Here is a 23,747-nt window from a genome sequence, read left to right as displayed (position 1 = left end):
TGTTGTGACTTGAGTCACAGAGTGCAGTATTTGTTGACCCTGTGTACCGGGTGCACAGCTCGCTGTGATTCAGTGGCAAGGACAGTGCAGATGGAACGCCGATGAGAACCCTGGAGTTGCTGTCGAGGTCTCGGGGAGAGCGAGCGATGGAGACCGAGTCGGAGCCGTACGTCCGTCTTGCGACCCTGCGGCAGCTGCATCAGGTCGTGGCCGACCTCAATACAGCCCGCAGTCTGGCGGACACCCTGCAGACCGTCGCCGACGGCATCGTCGCCGGCCTCAACTATGAACTGGCCTGCGTCAACCTCGTACGCCCCGACGGCGACCTCGTCGTCGCCGCCTTCGCCGGCAGCCCCGCCGCCGAAGCGCTGATCACCGGCCGCGTCGGCTCCCGCGAGTCCTGGGAACGCCGCCTCTCCATGGGCGTCGCCTGGGGTGACCTGCGGTTCATCCCGCACACCGAGGGCTGGGTCCTCATCGAGGACGACGTCCCGCAGTGGCACACCGAGGGCCCCGCCCCCCGCTTCGAGGACGAGTGGCACCCCCACGACCGCCTCTACGCGCCCATGTACGCCTCCGGTTCCAAACGCGAACTGCTCGGCGTGATCTCCGTCGACCGGCCCCGCAACGGCCGTCACCCCGGACCGTGGGGCCAGGAGGCCCTGCAGATGTACGCCTCCCAGTCGGCCATTGCGATCAGTAACGCCCGGCTGCGAGCAAACATGCAGCGCGCCCTCGTCCGCCTCGAACGCGAGCAGCAGGCCCTGCGCGCCAGCGAGGAGTCCTTCCGGCAGGCCTTCGAGTACGCCCCCTCCGGCATGGCCATCGCCGAGATGGGCGGCGACCAGCACGGCCGCCTGCTGCGCACCAACGACGCCCTCTGCCGCCTCCTCGGCCGCCCCGCGTCCGTCATGCGCCGCTACTCCTTCGCCGACCTGGTCCACCCGGAGGACATAGGGACCCTGCTGCGCACCTCCGCCGAGGGCGGCCGCGCCGAGCTCCGCCTCGGCCGCCGCGACGGCACCTACGTCTGGGTCTCGCTGCGCAACTCCGTCGTCGCCGACACCGCCGACGGACCGCGCTTCCTCCTCACCCATGTCGAGGACATCGAGGAGCGCAAGCGCCACGAGCTCCAGCTCGCCCACCGCGCCTCGCACGACGCCCTCACCGGCCTGCCCAACAGCGCCGAGCTGCGCTCCCGGCTCAGCGCCCGGCTCTGCGAGCGCCCGCACGCGGCGCCGGAGACCGAATACGACGCCCCGTACGGGCACGAGCACGGCTTCGGCTTCGACGCGCCCGGTGCCGGCGGGCCGTACGACCACCACGTCCACACCGTCGCGCCCACCGGTGGGGACATCGACGACGGGACGAAGGGGCTCGCCGTCCTCTTCTGCGACCTCGACGGCTTCAAGTCGATCAACGACCGCTTCGGGCACCACACGGGCGACGCCGTCCTCATCGAGGTCGCCCGACGGCTCACCACCGGTGTACGGGACGGGGACACCGTCGCCCGTCTCGGCGGTGACGAGTTCGTCGTCCTCGCCGACGGCCTCGGCGCGGCCGACGCCGCCGACCTCGCCGTACGGCTGCGGAACGCCATCATTCCGCCGATCCGGGTCGACGGACGGGCGGTCAGGGTCGGGGCGAGTTTCGGCATCGGCTGGGCCGAATGCGGTATGACCGTCGAAGAGGTTCTGAACTCCGCCGACCAGCGGATGTACATAGAGAAGCGGTCCCGGTCGAAGGTCCACCGCCGCGCCGGATAGGCGCCCGGTCGTCCGCCGCCCGGTCAAGGGACGGATCGGCGGGTGGTCCGTTCGGGGTAGGCTCGGCCGGTCGGCGACGGCTGGCGAGCATGGATAGGAGTGACCAGGGATGGCTGCCGGTAACGACGGCGCGAACACGCCCGAGGACGACGATCCGTTCGGCTACCTGTACGCGGACGGCCAGGCGGCAGGCGCCCAGCCGCCGGGTCAGGCCGGTGGCTACGGCTACCCCGGACCGGCCGCGCAGCCGGGTGTCCCCAGAACCTCGTACAACCAGGTCAGGACGGTCGGCGAGCGCCAGTACGGCGGTGGCCACGGCCAGCCGCACGTGCCGCAGCAGCAGACCTACGGCGGCCAGCAGCAGTACGGCCAGCCGCACCCGCAGTACGCCGCGCCCGAGACGTACCCCGGTGGCGAGCGGACCCGGCAGTCGCCGATCCCGCCCCAGCGCGGGGGTGGCGGCGGCCGCGGACCCAACACCAAGGGGCTGCTGATCGGCGCGATCGCCGTCGTCGCCGTCGTCGTGATCGGTATCACCGCCGCCGTCATCAGCAATTCCGGTGACGAGAACTCCGACGGCGGGTCCGCGGGCGGCAAGCCGACCGGCGGGTCCACCCAGGTCCAGGAGACGCCCTCGAGCAAGCCCAGCGCCGACGAGACCCCGGCAGCGCTGCCGCAGCAGGACGCGGCGACGCTCAAGCTGGGCGGCACCGCGCTGCTCGCCAAGGACATCAAGGGAGCGGAGGGCGCGGACGGCGCCTACGTGACCGGGTTCAACGCCGTCGGCTCGTCGGTCACCTGGCAGACCGAGGTGCCCGATTCCGGCACGTACCGGATGTATGTGCGGTACGCGATCCCGGCCAAGGACGCCAACGCGACCGTGACCGTCAACGGCAAGGCGAACACGAACCCGATGAATCTGAAGAACTTCATCGGCTCCTCGGACCCGAACCTCGAGAAGAACTGGCAGACCACCTGGTCCCAGGTGTCGCTGGTGAAGGGTGAGAACACGATCATGCTCTCCTGCGCGCAGGGGAACCAGTGCGACGTGATCTTCGACTGGGTGAAGATCAGCAAGGGCGAGCTCTGAGCCGTACGGCTCCGGTGTGACGAAGGCCCCGCGGAACCCGGTTCCGCGGGGCCTTCGTTGTGCGGTCGTGCGGGCTTCGTCACGCGGCCTCGGCCTGCTCCGTGACCTTGATCCGGGGCAGCAGCTCCTCGTACGCCGTGCGGTCGAACTCGCCCGCGACCGGAGAGAGCACCGTGGCCGCCGACAGTGCGACCGCGCGGGTCAGCCGGTCCGGCCACGGGAGCCCGTCGACAAGACCGGACAGCAGGCCCGCGACGGCCGAGTCGCCCGCTCCGGTCGGGTTGCCCCGCACCGCGGACGGCGGGGCGGCCCGCCACAGGCCGTCCGCGGTGGCGGCGAGCATCCCCTCCGGGCCGAGCGAGGAGATCACCGCGTGCGCGCCCCGGCGGCGGGCGTCGCGGGTGGCGCGGTGCGGTTCCCGGGAGCCGGTGAGCTGGGCGAGCTCGTCCGCGTTGGGCTTGACGAGGTCGGGGCGGGCCGCGATGCCGCGCCGCAGGGGTTCTCCGCTGGTGTCGAGCAGGACCGGGACGCCGGCGCCACGGGCGATCCGGATCAGCTCCGCGTACGCGCCGACGTGGATACCGGGCGGCAGGCTGCCGCACAGGGCCACCGCCTCGGCGCCGGCGAGCAGCCCGGTGTAGCGGTCGGTGAACACGGACCACTCGGCGGGGGTGAGGGTGGGGCCCGGCTCGTTGAGCTGAGTGGTGTCGCCGGTCGTGGTGTCGACGACCGCGACGGTACGGCGGGTCGGCCCGGCGGTCGGGACGAGCGCGTCGGTCAGCGGCAGTTCCGCGAGGTGGGCGCGGAGGACCTCGCCGGTCGGGCCGCCCGCGAAGCCGGTGACGACCGTCTCGTAGCCGAGGGCGGCGAGCACGCGGGCGACGTTGAGGCCCTTGCCGCCGGGGCGTTCGATCACCTGGGTGACGCGGTGGGAGGCGTGCGGGGTGAGGGCGGGGACGCGGTAGGTGAGGTCCAGTGCCGTGTTGAGGGTGACCGTGAGAATCACCTGCCGTAACCCCCGTACGCCGTCGAAAGATCGTGGACCGGCCGGACCAGCCGGAACAGCTGTGGAACGCGCCCCGATCATGCCAAACAGAAAGCGGTTGGCCCAGTCCCCGGACCAACCGCCCTGCGCTATGTTCTGTCGAAATCAGGCCACTTGGGGTTCAACCACCCAGGTGCCCTTGCGCATCACGCCCTTGACGTCGAAGTTCTCGTCGAGAACGACCAGGTCGGCGTCCTTGCCGGGCTCAAGCGAGCCGACCCGGTCGTCGATGCCGAGCAGCCGGGCGGGGTTGGCGGAGATGGCCTGCACGACGGCCTCGACGGGCAGCCCGTCGATGGTCGCCGCCCGCTTGAACGCGCGGTCCAGGGTGAGGGTCGAGCCCGCGATGGAGCCGCCCTCGACGAGGCGCGCGACACCGTCCTTCACCTCGACGGCCAGCGGGCCGAGCGAGTAGTGGCCGTCGCCGAAGCCGGCCGCGTCCATCGCGTCCGTGATGAACGCGACGCGCCGCGGCCCCGCGTGATGGAACGCCAGCTCCAGCGAGGCCGGGTGCAGGTGCGTGCCGTCGTTGATCAGCTCGACCGTGATGCGCTCGTCCTCCAGGAGGGCGGCGATCGGGCCGGGGGCGCGGTGGCCGAGGCCGGGCATGGCGTTGTAGAGGTGGGTGGCGACGGTGGCGCCCGCGTCGATGGCCTCGACGGTCTGCTCGTACGTCGCGTCGGTGTGGCCGATCGCGGCGATCACGCCGTGTTCGGCGAGCAGGCGTACGGAGTCGATGCCGCCGGGCAGCTCGGTCGCGAGGGTGACCATCCTGGCCTGGCCGCGGGCGGCGTCGATGAGCTTGCGGACGTCGGCCGGGTCGGGGTCGCGCAGCAGCGTCTCGTCGTGCGCGCCCTTGCGGCACGGGGAGATGAACGGTCCCTCGAAGTGGATGCCGGCGATCTCGCCCTGCTCCGCCAGTTCGGAGAGCAGACCGGCGCGGGCGCTCAGGAAGTCCAGCTCGCCGGTCACGAACGAGGCGACGACGGTGGTGGTGCCGTGCAGCCGGTGGGTGTGGACGCCGGTGAGGATGTCCTCGACCGTGCCGGAGGTGAAGGAGGCCCCGCCGCCGCCGTGGTTGTGCATGTCGACGAAGCCGGGGACGACCCAGTGGCCGGTGAGGTCGAGCGCGGGCGCGTCGGCGGGCGCGGCGCCCGCGATGCGACCGCCGTCGACGATCACCCGTCCGTTCTCGACGATGCCGGTGGGCAGCACCACGCGGGCTCCGGCGAGAACTGTGGATACGGCCATCAGGCGGATACCTCCGAGTCGAGGGAGAGAAGGTCCCAGGCGAGGAGGCCCGCGCCCAGGCATCCGGCGGTGTCCCCGAGGGCCGCGGGGACGACGGCGGGCAACTTCTGGAACGTCACGCGTTCCTCCACCGCGGCTCTCAGTGGTGTGAACAAGGTTTCCCCTGCCTCGGCGAGACCGCCACCGATGATGAGCGTGCGGGGGTCCAGCAGGGTGAGCGCGGTGACCAGGCCGTCCGCGAGGGCGTCGACGGCGTTCTGCCAGACCTGGACGGCCCGGGCGTCCCCGGACTCGACGGCCTTGGCGCAGTCGGCGGCGTCCGCGTCCGGGTCGCCGGAGGCGGCGGCCCAGGCGAGGGAGACGGCGGAGGCGGAGGCGTACCGCTCCAGGCAGCCGCGCTGGCCGCAGCCGCACTCGGTGCCGCCGGGGCGGACGACGATGTGGCCGATCTCGCCGGCGTAGCCGTGGGCGCCGGCCTCGATGGCTCCGCCGATGCCGATGGCGCCGGCGATTCCGGTGCCCAGGGGCACGAAGAGGAAGCGGTCGGCGCCGTTTCCGGCGCCGATGCGGCCCTCGGCGAGGCCGCCGGTGCGGACGTCGTGGCCGAGGGCCACGGGGATGCCGTCGAGGCGCTCGCTGAGGAGGGCGCGCATCGGGACGTCGCGCCAGCCGAGGTTGGCGGCGTAGACGGCGATGCCGTTCTCGGCGTCGACGATGCCGGGGACGGCGACGCCGGCGGCCGCGGCGGGCTGCCCGTACCGCTCCAGGCCGTAGGCGCGCAGCTCGGCGGCAAAGCCGAGGATCGTCTCGACGACGGCCTCCGGTCCGCGCTCGCGTCCGGTGGCGCGCCGTGCCTCGTGGAGCAGGGTGCCGTCCGCCCCGACGAGGGCGGCCTTCATGCCGGTGCCGCCCACATCGAGGGCGATGACGTGTCTCACGAGGACAGTCTCGCGTGTGAACGCCCGAAAGGTCTAGTCCACTGGCCGATATTGTTGCGCGAGCATACAAATGACCGGCGAGGTGATCGGCGTGGGGCCGGCGGGCGCCCGACGGGGCCTGGGCGCGATGCCGAAGCGATACCCAAGTGGTGTAGACCTTATGCTTTCTCTCCTGTGAAAATCACAGCTCAACGACGAGCAAGAGGGTGGGGCAACGCTGTGCAGCGGCGACTTCTTGGACTGACCGCGACGATCGCCGCGCTGGGCCTGACCGCAGGTCTCTCCGGCTGCGGCCTCACCGGCGACGAGTCGGGCGACGTGACCCTCAAGCTGGTCGCCGCCGACTACGACCTCACCGGCGGCGACACCACCAAGAAGTACTGGGACAAGCTCACCGCCGCGTACGAGGCCAAGCACCCGGACGTGCAGGTCGAGGTCCAGATCGAGTCCTGGAACGACGTCGACCGCAAGGTCGCCGAGATGGTCAAGGCCGACCAGGCCCCCGACATCGCCCAGATCGGCGCCTACGCGGACTACGCCGCCGCAGGCGAGCTCTACTCCGCCGACGAGTTGCTCTCCATCCCCGTCCAGGCCAACTTCCTCGCCCCGCTCGCCTCCGCCGGCGAGATGCGGCGCACCCAGTACGGCCTGCCGTTCGCCGCCTCCACCCGGCTGCTCTTCTTCAACCAGGAGCTCTTCGACCGGGCCGGGATCACCAAGGCGCCGACGACCTGGGCGGAGCTGGCCGCCGCGGCCGAGAAGCTGAAGGACGACGACGTCCCCTACCCCTTCGCGCTGCCGCTCGGCCCGGAGGAGGCGCAGGCCGAGACCATGATGTGGCTGCTCAGCGGTGGCGACGGCTACACCGACGCCACCGACCGCTACCGCATCGACTCCGACCTGAACGTCAGGACCTTCGACTGGCTGAAGAAGAACCTGGTCGAGAAGGAGCTCACCGGCCCGGTCGCCCCCGCCAAGCTCAACCGCAAGGACGCCTTCGCGGCCTTCTCGCGCGGCGAGGTCGGCATGCTCAACGGCCACCCCTCGCTCATGCAGGAGGCCGAGAAGAAGGGCGTCAAGGTCGGCAAGGTCGCCCTGCCGGGCGTGAACGGCAGGGCCAAGGCGTCCATGGGCGTCGCCGACTGGATCATGGGCTTCAACCAGAACGGTCACCGTGAGCAGATCGGCGAGTTCCTCGACTTCGTCTTCAGCGACGAGAACGTGCTGGAGTTCGCGGGCGGCAACGACCTGCTGCCCGTGACGGTCAGCGCGTACTCCCGCATGGAGAACGAGGAGGAGCACAAGAACCTCCGGGAGTTCCTCAAGGAGCTGCCGAACTCCCAGCTCCCGCCGGTCGGCAAGACGTCCTGGGCGCAGGTCAGCGAGAACATCAAGCAGAACATCGGCAAGGCCGTCACGCCGGGGCAGAAGCCCGCCGAGGTCCTGGGGAAGATCGCCCGCGAGGCGACGGAGGCGGAGAACGCGGAGTAGCGCATAAGTTGGCTCGTATGACCAACGACAGCGACGACTCGGGCCTCGGGGAGCGCGAGCGTGCCGTGCTCGCCCTGGAGCGCCGCTCCTGGCCCGGCCCCGGCGCCAAGGAGCGCGCCGTCCGTGAGCGGCTCGGCCTGTCCGCGACCCGCTACTACCAGCTCCTCAACGCGCTCCTCGACGACCCGCGGGCCCTCGCCCACGATCCGGTGACCGTCAACCGGCTGCGGCGGGTCCGTGCGGAGAAGGAGCAGCGCCGCTGAGCCCGCGTCGGTAGGGTCGTCGTATGGTCAGCAGCCTTCCGCACCCGACCACACCCGCAGGCCGCGACGGCCTGGCCGCGCTTCTCGCGCGCCCGGACAAGGCCGTCGTCGCCCTCGACTTCGACGGGACGCTCGCCGAGATCGTCCCGGACCCCGAACAGGCCCGCGCCCACCCCGGCGCCGTCCCCGCGCTCGCCGCACTCGCCCCCGAGGTCGCGTCGGTCGCGGTGGTGACCGGACGCCCGGCCGGGGTCGCGGTCCGCTACGGCGGCTTCGCCGGCGTCCCCGGCCTGGAACACCTCGTCGTCCTCGGCCACTACGGCGCGGAACGCTGGGACGCGGTCACCGGCACCGTCCAGGCCTCCGCCGTCCACCCCGGCGTGGCCTCGGTCCGCGCCGAGCTCCCCGGCTTCCTGGACAGCGTCGGCGCCTGGCCGGGCACCTGGATCGAGGAGAAGGGGCGCGCGGTCGCCGTCCACACCCGCCGCTCCACCGACCCCCAGGCCGCCTTCGAGGCCCTCAAGGCCCCCCTCGCCGGCCTCGCCGCCCGCCACGGCCTGGTCCTGGAACCGGGCCGCATGGTCCTCGAACTCCGCCCGCCGGGCATGGACAAGGGCGTGGCCCTGGCGGAGTACGTACGGGAGGTGGGTGCCGGCTGTGTCCTGTACGCGGGCGACGACCTGGGCGACCTCCCGGCCTTCGCCGCGGTGGAGAAGCTCCGCTCGAACGGCACCCCTGGTCTGCTGGTCTGCAGCGGCTCCACAGAGGTCCCGGAGCTGGCCGAACGCGCCGACCTGTCGGTCCCGGGGCCCGGAGCGGTGGTGGGGTTCCTGGCAGACCTGGCGGAGGCGGTACGGGAGGCCCGCTGACGACCCGCCCGTACGGCTCCCCGTGCGGCGCGTCCGAATGCCCCGGGCGCGCTGCTCCGGCTGAGGGAGCCCGCGTGCGCGTTGGCTGACGGTGCGTCAGGGATCTGTTACCACGGAGCTACCCGTGACCGAGATCCCCAGCCGAAAGGCGCTGCCTCCATGCCCCGAACCACCCTGAGCGTGCCTCCACCATCGACTTCTTCGAGACGGCGGTCACGCGTGGGCCGCCGCCTCGCCTCCGCCCTCGCAGGCGCGCTGATCGGCTTGTCCGTGGCGGCCGCGCCTGCCCAGGGGGCGGTGGGGGACATCACGGAGTACTCCTCTGGGATCACTGCGGGGAGCCGCCCGCTCGGGATCACCGCCGGGCCTGACGGGAACCTGTGGTTCACCGAGCAAGGCAGTGATCGGATCGGGCGGATCAATCCCACGACCGGCGTCGTCACGGAGTTCTCCAACGGCATCACCCCAGGCAGCGCCCCGACCGGGATCACTGCCGGGCCGGACGGGAACCTGTGGTTCACCGAGGTGTTCGGTGACCGGATCGGGCGGATCAATCCCACGACCGGCGTCGTGACGGAATTCTCCTCCGGGATCACCCCAGGCAGCACCCCCTTCGGGATCACCGCCGGGCCGGACGGGAACCTGTGGTTTGCCGAGCGCGCTGACCGAATCGGCCGGATCAATCCCGCGACCGGAGTCATCACGGAGTTCTCCTCCGGGATCACGCCCGGGAGTGATCCTGTTGAGATCGCTGCCGGGCCGGACGGGAACCTGTGGTTCACCGAGGGGTTCGGTGATCGGATCGGGCGGATCAATCCCACGACCGGCGTCGTCACGGAGTTCTCGTCCGGGATCACCGCAGACAGCGCCCCGCTCGGGATCACCGCCGGGCCTGACGGGAACATGTGGTTCACCGAGCTGGGTGATCGGATCGGGCGGATCAATCCCACGACCGGCGTCGTCACGGAGTTCTCCTCGGGGATCACCCCAGGCAGCGGCCCCTCGGGTATCAGCGCCGGGCCTGACGGGAACCTATGGTTCACCGAGCAACTCAGTGACCGGATCGGGCGGATCAATCCCACGACCGGCGTCGTCACGGAGTTCTCGTCCGGGATCACCGCAGACAGCACCCCGCTCGGGATCACCGCCGGGCCTGACGGGAACATGTGGTTCACGGAGTACGACGGCAACCGGATCGGGCGCGTCGAGCTCAAGCCGGAAGCGGACCTGGCGGTGACCAAGTCCGAAGTCGGCTCCGATCCCGTCCTGGTCGGCCAGAGCGTGACGTACACGTTCACCGTCACCAACAACGGCCCCGAGAACGCCACGGGCGTCGTCCTGACCGACACCCTGCCCGCCGGGCTCGACTTCACCGAGGCGTCCGCCGGGTGCAGCGAGACCAGCGCGAACACGGTCACCTGCACCATCGGGGCGCTCGCCTCCGGGACCAGCACGACGCGAACCATCACCGCGACCGCCCTCACCGAGGGCACGCACACCGACACCGCCTTCGTGACCGGGCAGGTCTCCGACCCCACTCCGGCGAACAACACCGACCAGGAGACGACGACCGTCGAGACGAACCGGTGCTTCGGCCAGCAGGCCACCATCATCGGGACGTCCGGCAACGACCGGCTCCAGGGCACCTCACGGCGTGATGTCATCCTCGCCCGCGGCGGTACCGACATCGTCGACGGCGCCGGCGGCAACGACCTCATCTGCGGCGGTGCCGACGGCGACACGCTGACCGGCGGCAGTGGGAACGACCAGATCGACGGCGGTGCCGGAAACGACATCGTCAACGGCGGCAGCGGTGACGACACGCTCCTGGGTGGAAATGGCGACGACTTCCTGAACGGGGACAGCGGCCGGGACACCCTCGACGGCGGTGCGGGGTCGAACACCAACAACGGAGGTTCGAGCAACGACCTGTGCACCAACCCCAGCGCGGGCACGAGCTGTAACCCGTAGGCACGAAACACGAGAAGGGGGCGCCCGGAATCACCGGGGGCCCCCTCTTCGCGCCGTCTCCTTACGCCGCCGGGTTCACCACGGTGATCGTCAGGTCGTCACCGGCGTCGCCCGTCACGGTGACCTTCACGCCGTGGCCCGCGACCTTGACGCTGGCCTGGGGGGCCGCCGGGCTGTAGTACGCGTTCGGGTCCGTGTCGTCGAAGACCGGGATGCCGGCCGCCGACGGCGCGCACGCCGCCTTCGTGACCACCGTCTGGCTGTTGCCCTTGCCCGACAGCACCTCCTTGTGGAGGCAGGTCGCGTCCGTCGGCTCCAGGCCGAAGGTCGCGTCGAAGGGCTGGCGGCGGTTGCTCGGCGCGGTGCCGTCGTCGAACGTGAACGGCGTCGGCCGGGCGTCGACGGCCATGGCCGAGCCGCCACCCGGGTGGGTGCTGACGTTGTTGTCGTCGTAGGAACGGTCCACGTACCAGACCAGCATGCCGTTCTGGTAGCGGAAGAACTCCACCCAGTCGGGCGCCGTGACGCCCTTGCTGAACTGGTACGGGCCCTCGGCCAGGAGCGCGTCGCTGCCGACGTACTCGCGGTTCTCCACCAGGTAGTAGCGCGAGGAGGTGGACGTCTCCGTACCGGTCGAGATCTTCCACCTGCCGGTCGCCGTCCAGCCGCCGACGCCCTGCTCGACATCGTCCGTCGCCAGCGTGGTGCCGCCCGAGGTGAGCGTGATGTCGTCCAGGAACGCGCCGGCGAAGTGGACCCCGCCGTCGGTCTGGTAGCGGAAGCGGAAGAGCGAGGGCTTGCCCGCCGAGTCGTACGCGTAGCGCAGCGTCGTCCACTTGCCGGCGGAGGAGCCGTCGACCGCCGCGCCCGCGCGCAGCCAGTTCGCCCCGCCGTCGAGGGAGTACTCGGCGAAGAGGTAGTCGAAGTCGGCCTCGATCTCGTACCAGGCGCTCGCCTTGACGGTGACGCGCGAGGCGGCCGGCACGGACCGGGTGAGGGACTGGTTCAGGCCGTCGGCCGAGCCGGTCCACCAGGCGTGCGTGCCCGAGGTGGGGGTGGCGTACGACGTGCTCGCCGTCTTGTCCGGGAGCGCGACCCGGACCGCCTGGTCCTTGCCGGTCACCTGGAGCTGCGCCGGGTTGAGGGTGTAGGTGCCCGAGGTGCCGAGCTCGGCGGTGGTGTGGTCGAGCCAGCCGAGGAACAGCTTCTCCTCGGCGCCCATCAGGCCCGGGTGGGTGCCGATGCCGGCGTTGGCGGCGGCGCCGTGGCTCAGCCAGGAGCCGGAGCTCATCAGGGTCCAGAAGGCGGTGGAGTTCTCGCCGCCGTTGGTGTCGTAGTAGTCCGGCAGGCCGAGGTCGTGGCCGAACTCGTGGCAGAAGACGCCGAGTCCGCCGTTCTCGCCCTCGGTGGTGTAGTCGCCGAACCAGTACTTCGACTGGCCGATCCGGGCGCCGCCCGCCTTGTTCTGCGTACCGGACACGTCCGGGCCGGTCAGGCCGTAGTCGTCGCCGTTGACGTACCAGCGGTGCGACCAGATGGCGTCCTCGCCCTGGGCGCCGCCGCCGGCGTCCTCGCCCATGCCGGCGTGCACGGCCTGGAAGTGGTCGATGTAGCCGTCGGCCTCGTCGAAGTTGCCGTCGTGGTCCCAGTCGTTGCGGTCCCAGACGTCGAACTGGGCGAGGTACGCGTCGATCTCGGCGGGGGTCTTGCCGGCCGCGATCTGGGCGTTCCACCAGGCGTCGCCGGTGTCCTGGACGAAGGCCCACGAGCCGCCGTTGTCCTCGACGGCGTTGTCGCCGTAGAAGGAGGCGTTGTACGGGACCTTGACCCAGTCCTCGACCGTGTTGGTCACCGAGTAGCGGCCGTTCGACAGCTTCTCGTAGTACGTCTTCATCGACTCGCCGGGGCCGTTGAAGAGGTTCTCGTAGTACGCCTTGTCGAAGTCGGCCGTCCAGGCGTTGGAGTTGTCCACACTCCGGTCCGGCTGGGCTATCCGGTTGTGGAGCGGGCCAGGGACGGTGCCGTACTTCCCGGCGGCCTGCTCGCCGAACTCGGAGAGGATCGTGAAGATCTTCTCCTGCCGTACGGCGGTGGTGGTCGTGGTCTCCACGAACTTGCCGGGTTCGAGCTCGACGACGCCGCGGGCGTTCGCCTTCGCCTTCCCCTTGGCGATCTTGTCGATGGCCTGCTCGCGCAGCTCGGTGCGCTGCTTCGTGAGCGGTCCGGGACGGTTGTCGGCCCGGGGCGCGGTGGCGGCCCCGGCGCTTCCCGTGGATTCCGGGGAGGTGTCCCGGGACTCCTGCGCGACGGCCGGCTGCAGCCCGGCGGCGAGGAGTGCGGTGAGCGCCGACCCAAGGGTCATGCCCACGACAAATCTGTTCACTGACGATCCCTTCGCGTGTTTCGCGTGGTGCCGTGTGTCGTCTGCAGATCGCCTGGGGGAACGATCAGCGCAGAGTCTGACACGGAAGGAGTCGTCGCGAGGAGGGGTCGAAACCGCAAAATCGCCGCGGCGATCCGGTGGCGCCCCGCAGTCGACGCGACGCTAGGGCGTGTCCGGCGGATCATGGCCGGGTTCGACCCTGATCCACCGGACACGCCCTAGCCGCGCAACGCCTCCAGCTGCTTCAGGAACCACTGCTGCGGCGGCAGCGCCGTCGCCGCCGCGGCCAGGCGCTTCGTGCGGTCCGCCCGCTCGGCCGGGCCCATCGACAGGGCGTCGTGCAGCGCCCGCGCGGTCCCCGACACGTCGTACGGGCTGACCGTCAGCGCGTCCTCGCGCAGCTCGTCGTACGCCCCCGCCCCCGTCGAGAGGACCAGGACACAGCCCGCCTCCGACACCACCGGGATCTCCTTCGCCACCAGGTTCATCCCGTCGCGGACCGGGTTGATCAGCGCCACGTCGGCCATCCGGTACGCCGCCAGCGAGCGTGCGAAGTCGTCCTTCACCGACAGCAGCACCGGCTGCCAGTCGGCCGTGCCGAACTCCGTGTTGATCTCCTCCGCCAGCTCCGCGACCGCCGCCGTGTACGCGCGGTACGCCGCCAGGTCCTGGCGGGACGGGTACGCGGAGGCCAGATGGACGACCCGGTCGTGCCACTCGGGCCGCTCGCGCAGCAGCTCCTGGTACGCGAGCAGGCCGCGGAGCACGTTCTTCGACAGCTCCGTACGGTCCACCCGCACGATCGTCCTCCGGTCACCCACCTCGGCGCGCAGCGCGGCCAGCCGTTCGTCGACCTCGGGCGTGTGGGCGAGCGCCCGCAGATCGTCCCCGTCGACTCCCAGGGGGTAGACGTGGACGCGGGTGCGCCGCGGCGTGCCGCCCGCTCTGTGGTGGCGCACCCCGCGCCAGGGGTCGTCACTGCGCATGGACGCCGCGGCCACGCCGCCCGCGCTGTCGATGTGCGCGCCGGCGATGAAGGAGGACGCCCATCCCCAGGTGTGGAAACCGAGCTCGTCCGCGCCCAGCATCCCCCACAGCAGCTCCTCGCGGATGTCCTCCGGAAGCATGTGCGCGTATTCCGGCGACGCCCACGGCGTGTGCGTGAAGTGGCCGATCCGCAGGTCAGGGCGGAGTTCCCGCAGCTGCCCCGGCACCAGCGCCAGGTGGTAGTCCTGCACCAGGACCGCCGCGCCCTCGTCCGCCCGGTCCGCCAGCTCCTCGGCGAAGGCCCGGTTGTACGCCCGGTACGACTCCCACCTGCGCCGGAACTCCGCGTCGAAGACCGGGTCGCGCGGCACGTTCCAGAGGTGGTGGTGCAGGAACCACAGCACCGAGTTCGCGATGCCGTTGTACGCGTCGTCGTAGACGCCCGGATCGATGGCCAGCATGCCGATGCCGGGCTCGGCCACCCCGCGCCGGACCGCCTCGCGGTCGCCCTCCCCGAGCGCCGCGCACACCCACACACTGTCCTCGGAGGACACGGCACTCAGTCCGGACACGAGACCGCCCCCGCCGCGCCGGGCACTGAGCGTGCCGTCGGCGGCGAGGGCGTACGAGACCGGACCCCGGTTGGACGCCACAAGCACAGAAGCCATGTGCCGAACCTAGCCCGTCCCGTAAACGCTCAAACGTACGTATACAAGTGTGGCGAATCCACGCCTCGGCGCGCCAGGCCTAGTGGTCGCCACGATCGCGCAGGGCCGCCTTCGCCACGAGGCCCGTCGCGGCCAGGGCGAGGGTGAGGCCGCCGAGCAGCCAGAGGCGCTCACCGTTGCCGCCGGTCTCCGCCATCGAGCCGCCGGGCCCGTGCGGGACCGGGCGCGGCCGGCGGGGGAGGGCGGAGGGGGTGGTGTCGATCCGCTCCATCACGAAGGTGTGGTTGTCGCCGCCCGGGTCCGCGGCGGCGGGACCGGCCGCGGCGAGGGTCAGTGGGACGAGCGAGACGAGCGTGCCGGCGGCGAGGCCGAGCGCCGCCGGAAATGTGGTCATTCGATAGGTGAACCGCATAAAACGAAAATTTAGGCAAGAAGTGTCATCGCGTGACGTTACGCCACGCGGCGGTGCGCGTACTCCGTGATCTCGAGCATCGGCGGCCGCTCCTCGGTGTCCACCTCGTACGTCCGGGGGGCGAACCCCTTCTCGCCTCGCTCGAACTGGGTCAGCCGCGGCCGCACCAGATGCCCGCGGGACAGTCGCAGCTGCGCGGTCCGGTAGATCGCCGCCGCCATCCGGCCGAGCGCCTGTCCGTCCTGATGGCGGTGCTTGCGGACCCCGACGTCGACCTGGGCGAGGGCGTCGAGACCGACCGTGTGCAGCGCGTCGACGAGGAGGCCCAGCTCCACTCCGTAACCGACGGGGAAGGGCAGCCGTTCGAGCAGCGAGCGGCGCGCCGCGTACTCGCCGCCCAGCGGCTGGACGAACCCGGCCAGCTGCGGCCAGTGCAGATTGAGCAGCGGCCGCGCCACCAGCTCCGTCACCCGACCGCCCTGACCTGGAGTCTTGCCGGAGGCGAGCCCGTCGAATTCCGGGCCGAGGGGCCGGTCGTACATCGCCTTCACGAAGTCGACGTCCGGCTCGGTGAGGAGCGGACCGACGATGCCGGTGACGAAGTCCGCCGAGAAGTCCCGCAGATCCGCGTCGACGAAACAGACGATGTCACCCTCGGTGACCATCAGTGACCGCCACAGCACCTCGCCCTTGCCGGGCACGGCCGGTATCCGCGGGAGGATCTCGTCCCGCGCCACCACCCGCGCCCCGGCCGCCGCCGCGACCTCGGCCGTACGGTCGGTGGAACCGGAGTCGATCACCACGAGCTCGTCGACCAGCGGGACCGCCTCGGTCATCAGCTCGCGGCGGATCACGGAGACGATGTCGCCGACCGTCGCCTGCTCGTCGAGCGCGGGCAGCACGACGCTGACCGTCGTCCCCCGCTTGGCGGCCAGCAGCTGCTCCAGTGGACGGTCTGCCACGGACCAGGACCGCCGGGCCAGCCAGCGCTCCACTTCATCCAGCAACGTGATCTCCATCTCGCGGTTCGGACGACCATCTCACCCGTCCATGCCTTCGGTTACAGTCTTGAACAACGCGGAAGCCCGATGCATGTCGGGGTGCCGCCCGCGTCCTACAACCGAATACCGCTCATCCAGAGGGGCAGAGGGAAACGGCCCGTTGAAGCCCCGGCAACCCTCCAGTCGGTTACTCGCCCACCCGTCTCCCGGCCACCACCCCTAGTGGTGCCCTTCGGGCGCGGTTCTTATCGCGAGGCTCCCGGCTAGGGAAGGTGCCAAATCCGTCTCATGGCGACGTTCGTCATGGGAAAGATGAGGAGAAAGGGCCTCGCCTCCATGGCTGTACAGACTGTTTCCACCACCCCGACCGTTGATCTCGGTCCCGCTTCGGGCCTTTCCTGTCGGGAATGTGGTGAAGTTTTCGCCCTCGGTCCGATTTTCGCCTGCGAGCTCTGTTTCGGCCCGCTCGAAGTCGCGTACGACCTTCCCACCGGTGACCCCGAGGCGCTGCGCAAGCAGATCGAGGCCGGCCCGGCCAACATCTGGCGCTACGCCCCGCTGCTGCCCGTCCCGGCCGACGTCGCCGAGAAGCCGAACCTGAACCCGGGCTGGACCAAGCTCGTCCAGGCCGACAACCTCGCCCGCGAGCTGGGTGTCGAGCCGGGCAAGCTCTACGTCAAGGACGACTCCGGCAACCCGACGCACTCCTTCAAGGACCGCGTCGTGGCCCAGGCCCTCGAGGCCGCCCGTGCCTTCGGCTTCACCACCCTCTCCTGCTCCTCCACCGGCAACCTGGCCGGCGCCGTCGGCGCCGCGGCCGCCCGCGCCGGCTTCCGCTCCTGCGTGTTCATCCCGCACGACCTGGAGCAGGGCAAGGTCGTCATGGCCGCCGTCTACGGCGGTGAACTCGTCGGCATCGAGGGCAACTACGACGACGTCAACCGCTTCTGCTCCGAGCTCATCGGCGACCCGCTGGGCGAGGGCTGGGGCTTCGTCAACGTCAACCTGCGCCCGTACTACGGCGAGGGCTCGAAGACGCTCGCGTACGAGATCTGCGAGCAGCTGGGCTGGGTCCTGCCCGACCAGCTGGTCATCCCGATCGCATCCGGCTCGCAGCTCACCAAGATCGACAAGGGTCTGCAGGAGCTCATCAAGCTCGGTCTCGTCGAGGACAAGCCGTACAAGATCTTCGGCGCCCAGGCCGAGGGCTGCTCCCCGGTGTCGGCGGCCTTCAAGGCCGGCCACGACGTGGTCCGCCCCCAGAAGCCGAACACCATCGCCAAGTCGCTCGCCATCGGCAACCCGGCGGACGGCCCGTACGTCCTGGACATCGCGCGCCGCACGGGTGGTGCGGTGGAGGACGTCAACGACGAGCAGGTCGTCGAGGCGATCAAGATCCTGGCCCGCACCGAGGGCATCTTCGCCGAGACGGCGGGCGGCGTGACGGTCGGTGTGACGAAGAAGCTGATCGAGGCCGGTCTCCTCGACCCGACCCTCACCACGGTCGTGCTCAACACCGGTGACGGCCTCAAGACCCTGGACGCGGTGGCCGAGACCTCGCAGGCGACCGCCACCATCCGCCCCAGCCTGGACGCGTTCCGCGACGCCGGCCTGGCCAACTGACCACCCTCGTTACGGAAGGCAGCACCACCATGAGCGTCAAGGTCCGCATCCCCACCATCCTCCGTACGTACACCGGCGGCCAGGCCGAGGTCCCGGCGGAGGGCGCGACCCTCTCCGAGGTCATCGCCGACCTGGAGAAGAACCACACGGGTATCGCGGCCCGCGTCCTGGACGACCAGGGCAAGCTGCGCCGCTTCGTGAACGTGTACGTCAACGACGACGACGTCCGCTTCGAGCAGGGCCTCGAGACGGCGACGCCGGACGGCGCCGGTGTCTCGATCATCCCGGCCGTCGCCGGGGGCTGCTGACCCATCCGGACCGGGCCGAGTTACCCACGGTCATCTGAATTGCCCCCTCCGCGAGAGAAGCGGAGGGGGCAATTCTGCATGGTTGAGCGCGGTAGAGTTGGGGAAGTCCCCCCGGCTTCCCTTCGCTGCTTGTGCCAGACGCATATGAGAATGCGTCCGCACCCGACAAGATGCAGCCAAAGTGTTCGAGTGTTGTGTACCTTCTGCGCACTTTGCCGGGCCCGACTTGCCCCGGAATTCAGTGAATTCTCCTCAATTCTCCTTTACGGCGCGCCCAGAATTCTCGTCCGATTGACCTGTTGCAGAGGGCAGTTGGGCAGATACATTCAGCCGCGGTCGACGCGTTCCGGCGCAGGGTCTGACCCGGGTCCGCGAAGTGCGGCCCCGCGCAAGGGCCAGTAATAGGGGAGTTAGGCATGGCTCAGGGCACCGTCAAGTGGTTCAACGCGGAGAAGGGCTACGGCTTCATCGCGGTCGACGGTGGTGCGGATGTATTCGTCCACTACAGCGCGATCCAGATGGACGGTTACCGCACCCTTGAAGAGGGTCAGCGGGTCGAGTTCGAGATCTCGCAGGGCCAGAAGGGTCCGCAGGCGGACATGGTCAAGCTCGCCGTCTGAGCACGGCGCGATCGGCCACCACGTACGCACTCACGCGTTCTCACGCCGAGGGGTCCGCATCCTGACCAGGATGCGGACCCCTCGTGCGTGTCCGGAGTCCCTACGAGAGCCCCTCTCGATCTGTGGGAGTCGCTTGCCCCCGCCCGTCACCCGACCGCCACCCCTCATCGACGTCCCTTCGGGACGGCCTTGCACTCTCCTGGGTCGAGTGCTAATCATTGGCGTTAGCACTCTGAAGGTGAGAGTGCTTACGAGGATCGGGCAGACGAGGCCCGCGGCCAGGTGGGGCAAGGAACCACAGGGCACGCAGGCCGTCCGTCGCGGGCGTCGGCGCGGTCCTGGAGCGTTATCCACCCCATGTCCGGGAGGACCACTTCACATGGCCAAGATCATCGCGTTCGACGAGGAGGCACGGCGCGGTCTCGAGCGCGGGATGAACCAGCTCGCCGACGCCGTCAAGGTCACCCTTGGCCCCAAGGGCCGGAACGTCGTCCTCGAGAAGAAGTGGGGCGCCCCCACGATCACCAACGATGGTGTGTCCATCGCCAAGGAGATCGAGCTCGAGGACCCGTACGAGAAGATCGGCGCCGAGCTGGTCAAGGAAGTCGCCAAGAAGACGGACGACGTCGCCGGTGACGGTACGACCACCGCGACCGTCCTCGCCCAGGCGCTCGTCCGCGAGGGCCTGCGCAACGTGGCCGCCGGTGCCAACCCGATGGCCCTCAAGCGCGGCATCGAGAAGGCCGTCGAGGCCGTCTCGGGCGCCCTGCTCGAGCAGGCGAAGGATGTCGAGACCAAGGAGCAGATCGCTTCCACGGCCTCCATCTCCGCCGCCGACACCCAGATCGGCGAGCTCATCGCCGAGGCGATGGACAAGGTCGGCAAGGAAGGCGTCATCACCGTCGAGGAGTCCCAGACCTTCGGTCTGGAGCTGGAGCTCACCGAGGGTATGCGCTTCGACAAGGGCTACATCTCGGCGTACTTCGCCACCGACATGGAGCGTATGGAGGCGTCCCTGGACGACCCATACATCCTGATCGTCAACTCCAAGATCTCCTCCGTGAAGGACCTGCTCCCGCTCCTGGAGAAGGTCATGCAGTCGGGCAAGCCCCTGCTGATCATCGCCGAGGACGTCGAGGGCGAGGCCCTGTCGACCCTGGTCGTCAACAAGATCCGCGGCACCTTCAAGTCCGTCGCGGTCAAGGCCCCGGGCTTCGGCGACCGCCGCAAGGCCATGCTGAACGACATCGCCATCCTCACGGGCGGCACGGTCATCTCCGAGGAGGTCGGCCTCAAGCTCGAGAACGCCGGCCTGGACCTGCTGGGCCGCGCCCGCAAGGTCGTCATCACCAAGGACGAGACCACGATCGTCGACGGTGCCGGTGAGAGCGACCAGGTTGCCGGTCGCGTCAACCAGATCCGCGCCGAGATCGAGAACTCGGACAGCGACTACGACCGCGAGAAGCTGCAGGAGCGCCTGGCGAAGCTCGCCGGCGGTGTTGCGGTCATCAAGGCCGGCGCCGCGACCGAGGTCGAGCTCAAGGAGCGCAAGCACCGCATCGAGGACGCCGTTCGCAACGCGAAGGCGGCCGTCGAGGAGGGCATCGTCGCCGGTGGTGGCGTGGCCCTGCTGCAGGCCTCCTCGGTCTTCGAGAAGCTCGAGCTGGACCTGTCGGGCGACGAGGCCACCGGTGCCAACATCGTCAAGCTGGCGCTCGAGGCCCCGCTGAAGCAGATCGCCGTCAACGCCGGCCTCGAGGGTGGCGTCGTGGCGGAGAAGGTCCGCAACCTGCCCGTCGGCCACGGCCTGAACGCCGCGACCAACGAGTACGTGGACCTCATCGCCGAGGGCATCATCGACCCGGCGAAGGTGACGCGCTCCGCGCTGCAGAACGCGGCCTCCATCGCCGCGCTGTTCCTGACCACCGAGGCCGTCGTCGCCGACAAGCCGGAGAAGGCCGCCGCGCCGGCCGGCGGCGGCATGCCGGGCGGTGACATGGACTTCTGAGCCACGGCTCGGTAGTTCCTCGCTGTACGCGACCGAGGGCGGCACCCCTGCTGGGGGTGCCGCCCTCGGGCGTTCGGGGTGATGCTGGTGGGGTAGGGGGGCCGTGAGATCCACGGAAGGCGGGAGCGATCCATGATCACGCTGCTGACGACACCGACCGACCGCGAACTGGTCATCACCCGCACCTTCGACGCCCCGCCCGCCCTTGTCTGGGAGGCGTGGACGAAGCCCGAGCACGTCCGCCGCTGGTACGGGGTCGCCGCGCTGACCACGTCGGTCTGCGACATCGATCTCCGGGTCGGCGGAGCCTGGCGCTGGGGTCAGCAGGCGCCGGACGGACAGGAGATCGTGTTCTCGGGGACGTACGAGGAGATCGTGCCGAACGAGCGCCTCGTCTATACGGAGACCTTCGAGCTGATGCCGGGCCCGCCGGTCCATGTGACCCTCACCTTCGACGACACGCCGGACGGCGGCACGGCTCTCACCAGTACCTCGCTCTGGCCGTCCACGGAGGTCCGGGACCAGGCGCTGGCGACCGGGATGGAGGACGGGGTGAAGGAGGAGTACGACCGCCTGGCCGAGTACCTTCGGACGATGTGAGCCTGATCGTTCCCCGGCTGGCGGCCGGGGCCTTTGAACTGCGCCGGTGGGAGAGGGCCGACCTGCCCGTCGTGGAGGAGGCGTCGTCGGACCCGTACATCCCGCTGATCACCACCGTCCCGCCGGTGTACTCGGAGGGGGAGGGGGAGGCGTACGTACGCCGCCAGTGGACCCGCTCGGAGAGCGCCGCCGGCTACCCCTTCGTCATCGTCCGCCGCCGTGACGCGCGGCCGGTGGGCATGATCGGCCTCTGGCTCCGTGACCTCCCCGACGGCCGCGCGACCCTCGGCTACTGGATCGCCCCGTCGTGCCGCGGCGAGGGAGCGGCCGGGGCGGCGCTGACCGCGGTGAGCGCGTGGGCGATGGGCGAACTGGGCATCCCGCGCCTCCAGTTGCTCGTGGAACCCTGGAACGAGGCCTCGGCGCGGACGGCGGAGCGGGCGGGATTCGTACGAGAGGGGCTGCTGCGGTCCTGGCAGGAAGTGGGCGGGGAGCGGCGGGACATGGTGATGTACGGACGGGTCGCCGGGGACGACCGCGACAATCCGTGAGCACCGGGAAACAATCCGGCGGGGGCCGACCGCGACACTCCGTGAGCACCGGGAACAATCCGGCGGGCAGCCTCGTTTGACCCCAGGCCCGACGCGCCGAACCGTGAACCGAGGAGTGCCTTGCCCGAAACGCCGTCCACCGTCACCGTCACCGTGCCCCCGCTCCCTTCGCTCGCCACGCAGGCGGAACGCCTGATCGAGCTCGGAGTGCACGAGCTCGCGGGGATACCCGCCGACGAGCTGCGCGCCTTCGCCGAGAACGCAGGCCGCGAGGCCGGCGGTGACGGTGACGCCCTGCTCGCCGTCCACCCGGACCGCGCCCCCGCCTCCGCCCTCGCACCCCTGCTCCGCCGGGACGACAAGCCCGGCTTCGTCGTCGTCGACATGCCCGATGTCGACGAGTTCGCCCCCTCCTCCGTCGAGTTGCCCGACGCCCCGCTCTACCTCGTCACCGGCGTCGACCGCGGCGACCGCATGGCCAACTGGAGCCCGGAGGAGGCACTGCCCGCCCTGACCAAGGAGGAGCGGACACCGCTGGTGCTCACCGAGGGCATCCACTGGGTGCTCCAGCAGCCGGCGGCCCTGGAGCGCAACCGCTGCTTCATGACCATCGGGTCCCGGCTGCGCAAGGCGAACGGCACCCTGGACGCCCGTACCCCGGCGATCTGGATCAGCAACGGCACCGGGCGGGACGGCCGCGAGCGGCGCAACGCCCCGAAGGTCGGCTGGTGTTGGTGGGGCAACCGCCACACCTGGCTGGGCTTCGGCTCCGCCACGGGCCGCAGGACCGCCTAGCTCCCGAAGAACGGGTCCGCGGCATTGCCGCGGGCCCGTCGGCATGGGCACCCTGGAGGGACGCGAGTGCGGGGGTGGAGCTGATGAGCCGCTTGAAACTGCCGCACCTCGTCCGTCACCGGGAGCTGGTGCCGAGGCAGAGGGACCATGAGCCGGTCGGCCCGCGGGACGGCAAGGTCCGTGTCCTCGAGCACCATCACGACCGTCTCCTCGACCTGAGGCGTGCGGCGTCCTTCTTCCTGGTGCGGACCCCGAGGGAGTTCGACGCCACAGGGGAGCTCGTCCCGTGCACGCCGGAGGTCTGCCGGCGCTGGGTGGAGGCCGCCCTCGCCTACGCCACCGCCGTGGACGACATCAGCGCCGAGCTGGCGGCGACCCGCCGCCGGGCCGCGGCCGTCCCCTGGTGGAATCACTTCGCCGCGCGCCGGGCCCTGAGCGACTGGGAGGAGGTCCGGCAGCGCTACGAGCAGGTGATGCGGGAGGCCGGGGAGGCGTACGAGCCCGTCGGCCGGGAGATCCGGCAGGCGATCCAGGCCGAGAGGGAGAAGGTCGCGGAACGGGCACGAGAGGTGGCCCGGCGGGAGGCGACGGCCTGGCGCCGCAGGACGGAGCTCGCCGAGCGGCCGGTCTGGGGCTGGTCGTTGGTGACGGAACCGGGCTGGCGGGCCGCGTACGTCTTCCGGCACGACGTCCCCGGTGACCCTCCCGTGGAGGTCTCCCCGCAGGAGAGCCCGCATGTCGACCTGGCGGGTCTGCGCCAGGCGCTCGTGGAGGTGGACCTGCCCAACGTGCTGTGGGACGAAGCCGCGCTCGCCGAGACGGAGCGCGAGCTGGAGGGCGTCGACTTCGGACGCTGGTGGCGACACCTGTTCTACGAGGACTACCGCAGCTTCACCGCGCGTTCGTCGCCCGGGGGCACCTCGGGCGGTGGTTCCTCCTCCTCCGGAGGGTCCAACCCATCCGGCGGCACTTCCACCGGAGGTACGGGTGGTTTCAGCTGTGGCGGCTTCAGCTGCGTCAGTACCTTCTGACGCGCGCTTCTGACGCGGGCTTCCGGGGGTGGCTTCCGGCCGTGGCTTCCGACGGTGGTGCGGCCTCGGCGCGTGG

The 23,747-nt window shown here is 70.5% G+C and carries 21 protein-coding genes and 1 riboswitch; of the genes, 14 read left to right on the top strand and 7 right to left on the bottom strand.

Annotated elements, in window-relative coordinates; all coding sequences use genetic code 11:
* The first annotated feature begins 146 nt into the window (after positions 1-146).
* Together cdgB and ABZ939_RS22285 are read left to right on the top strand one after the other, a co-directional pair.
* A complete protein-coding gene (cdgB, locus tag ABZ939_RS22290; RefSeq protein ID WP_361857787.1) occupies positions 147-1,766 on the top strand; it encodes a diguanylate cyclase CdgB in 1,620 nt (539 codons plus the stop codon).
* Positions 1,767-1,875: 109 nt separating this feature from the next.
* Positions 1,876-2,856, top strand: coding sequence for a CBM35 domain-containing protein (locus tag ABZ939_RS22285; protein WP_361857784.1), 981 nt, complete (start codon positions 1,876-1,878; stop codon positions 2,854-2,856).
* 79 nt (positions 2,857-2,935) lie between these two features.
* Here ABZ939_RS22285 and ABZ939_RS22280 read toward each other — a convergent pair whose 3' ends face one another.
* The 3 genes from ABZ939_RS22280 to ABZ939_RS22270 form a co-directional block, all read right to left on the bottom strand.
* Complete coding sequence (locus ABZ939_RS22280; protein WP_361857782.1) at positions 2,936-3,862, bottom strand: 1-phosphofructokinase family hexose kinase; 927 nt, start codon at positions 3,860-3,862, stop codon at positions 2,936-2,938.
* A gap of 144 nt (positions 3,863-4,006) precedes the next feature.
* Complete coding sequence (nagA, locus tag ABZ939_RS22275; protein ID WP_361857779.1) at positions 4,007-5,152, bottom strand: N-acetylglucosamine-6-phosphate deacetylase; 1,146 nt, start codon at positions 5,150-5,152, stop codon at positions 4,007-4,009.
* Positions 5,152-6,090 carry an ROK family protein gene (locus ABZ939_RS22270; protein WP_361857776.1) on the bottom strand — a complete coding sequence of 313 codons (939 nt, stop codon included), beginning with the start codon at positions 6,088-6,090 and terminating at the stop codon, positions 5,152-5,154. Before ABZ939_RS22270 ends, nagA begins: the two co-directional genes overlap by 1 nt.
* A gap of 219 nt (positions 6,091-6,309) precedes the next feature.
* On the opposite strand from ABZ939_RS22270, the gene ABZ939_RS22265 reads away from it, so the two are divergent.
* From ABZ939_RS22265 to ABZ939_RS22250, 4 genes are all read left to right on the top strand, one after another.
* Positions 6,310-7,581 (top strand): extracellular solute-binding protein, encoded by a 1,272-nt coding sequence (locus ABZ939_RS22265; RefSeq protein ID WP_361857773.1) that lies wholly within the window; start codon positions 6,310-6,312, stop codon positions 7,579-7,581.
* Between the two features lie 17 nt (positions 7,582-7,598).
* Positions 7,599-7,844: a DUF3263 domain-containing protein gene (locus ABZ939_RS22260; RefSeq protein WP_361857771.1), complete on the top strand. Its 246-nt coding sequence runs from the start codon at positions 7,599-7,601 to the stop codon at positions 7,842-7,844.
* 23 nt (positions 7,845-7,867) lie between these two features.
* Entirely contained in the window at positions 7,868-8,713 is an 846-nt protein-coding gene (gene otsB, locus ABZ939_RS22255; protein ID WP_361857768.1) for a trehalose-phosphatase, read from the top strand.
* A 219-nt stretch (positions 8,714-8,932) separates the two neighbouring features.
* A complete protein-coding gene (locus ABZ939_RS22250; RefSeq protein ID WP_361857765.1) occupies positions 8,933-10,684 on the top strand; it encodes a hypothetical protein in 1,752 nt (583 codons plus the stop codon).
* A 61-nt stretch (positions 10,685-10,745) separates the two neighbouring features.
* Here the strand turns inward: ABZ939_RS22250 and ABZ939_RS22245 are convergent, their stop codons facing one another.
* The 4 genes from ABZ939_RS22245 to ABZ939_RS22230 form a co-directional block, all read right to left on the bottom strand.
* Positions 10,746-13,046, bottom strand: a complete 2,301-nt coding sequence (locus ABZ939_RS22245) for an immune inhibitor A domain-containing protein (RefSeq protein WP_361857762.1) — start codon at positions 13,044-13,046, stop codon at positions 10,746-10,748.
* Positions 13,047-13,285: 239 nt separating this feature from the next.
* Entirely contained in the window at positions 13,286-14,722 is a 1,437-nt protein-coding gene (locus tag ABZ939_RS22240) for a trehalose-6-phosphate synthase (RefSeq protein WP_361857760.1), read from the bottom strand.
* Between the two features lie 79 nt (positions 14,723-14,801).
* Positions 14,802-15,116: a hypothetical protein gene (locus ABZ939_RS22235; RefSeq protein WP_361857757.1), complete on the bottom strand. Its 315-nt coding sequence runs from the start codon at positions 15,114-15,116 to the stop codon at positions 14,802-14,804.
* A 56-nt stretch (positions 15,117-15,172) separates the two neighbouring features.
* Positions 15,173-16,141, bottom strand: a complete 969-nt coding sequence (locus tag ABZ939_RS22230) for a glucosyl-3-phosphoglycerate synthase (RefSeq protein ID WP_361857754.1) — start codon at positions 16,139-16,141, stop codon at positions 15,173-15,175.
* A 121-nt stretch (positions 16,142-16,262) separates the two neighbouring features.
* Positions 16,263-16,454, top strand: a riboswitch (SAM riboswitch).
* A 17-nt stretch (positions 16,455-16,471) separates the two neighbouring features.
* On the opposite strand from ABZ939_RS22230, the gene thrC reads away from it, so the two are divergent.
* The 8 genes from thrC (at position 16,472) to ABZ939_RS22190 (ending at position 23,671) form a co-directional block, all read left to right on the top strand.
* Positions 16,472-17,758: a threonine synthase gene (gene thrC / locus ABZ939_RS22225; protein WP_361857751.1), complete on the top strand. Its 1,287-nt coding sequence runs from the start codon at positions 16,472-16,474 to the stop codon at positions 17,756-17,758.
* 29 nt (positions 17,759-17,787) lie between these two features.
* Entirely contained in the window at positions 17,788-18,066 is a 279-nt protein-coding gene (locus ABZ939_RS22220) for a MoaD/ThiS family protein (RefSeq protein WP_361857748.1), read from the top strand.
* 416 nt (positions 18,067-18,482) lie between these two features.
* Positions 18,483-18,686, top strand: coding sequence for a cold-shock protein (locus ABZ939_RS22215; protein WP_005315736.1), 204 nt, complete (start codon positions 18,483-18,485; stop codon positions 18,684-18,686).
* 379 nt (positions 18,687-19,065) lie between these two features.
* Positions 19,066-20,694, top strand: a complete 1,629-nt coding sequence (gene groL, locus ABZ939_RS22210; RefSeq protein ID WP_361857745.1) for a chaperonin GroEL — start codon at positions 19,066-19,068, stop codon at positions 20,692-20,694.
* Positions 20,695-20,826: 132 nt separating this feature from the next.
* Positions 20,827-21,294 carry an SRPBCC family protein gene (locus tag ABZ939_RS22205; RefSeq protein ID WP_361857742.1) on the top strand — a complete coding sequence of 156 codons (468 nt, stop codon included), beginning with the start codon at positions 20,827-20,829 and terminating at the stop codon, positions 21,292-21,294.
* Entirely contained in the window at positions 21,291-21,845 is a 555-nt protein-coding gene (locus tag ABZ939_RS22200) for a GNAT family N-acetyltransferase (protein WP_361857739.1), read from the top strand. Before ABZ939_RS22205 ends, ABZ939_RS22200 begins: the two co-directional genes overlap by 4 nt.
* A 120-nt stretch (positions 21,846-21,965) precedes the next feature.
* Positions 21,966-22,640: a DUF5701 family protein gene (locus tag ABZ939_RS22195; protein ID WP_361857737.1), complete on the top strand. Its 675-nt coding sequence runs from the start codon at positions 21,966-21,968 to the stop codon at positions 22,638-22,640.
* 83 nt (positions 22,641-22,723) lie between these two features.
* Positions 22,724-23,671, top strand: a complete 948-nt coding sequence (locus ABZ939_RS22190) for a hypothetical protein (RefSeq protein ID WP_361857734.1) — start codon at positions 22,724-22,726, stop codon at positions 23,669-23,671.
* Positions 23,672-23,747 lie beyond the last annotated feature (76 nt).

The sequence above is a fragment of the Streptomyces sp. NPDC046712 genome (genome assembly GCF_040645695.1).
Classification (GTDB): Bacteria; Actinomycetota; Actinomycetes; order Streptomycetales; family Streptomycetaceae; genus Streptomyces.
This window is presented reverse-complemented; position numbering and strand designations above follow the sequence as displayed.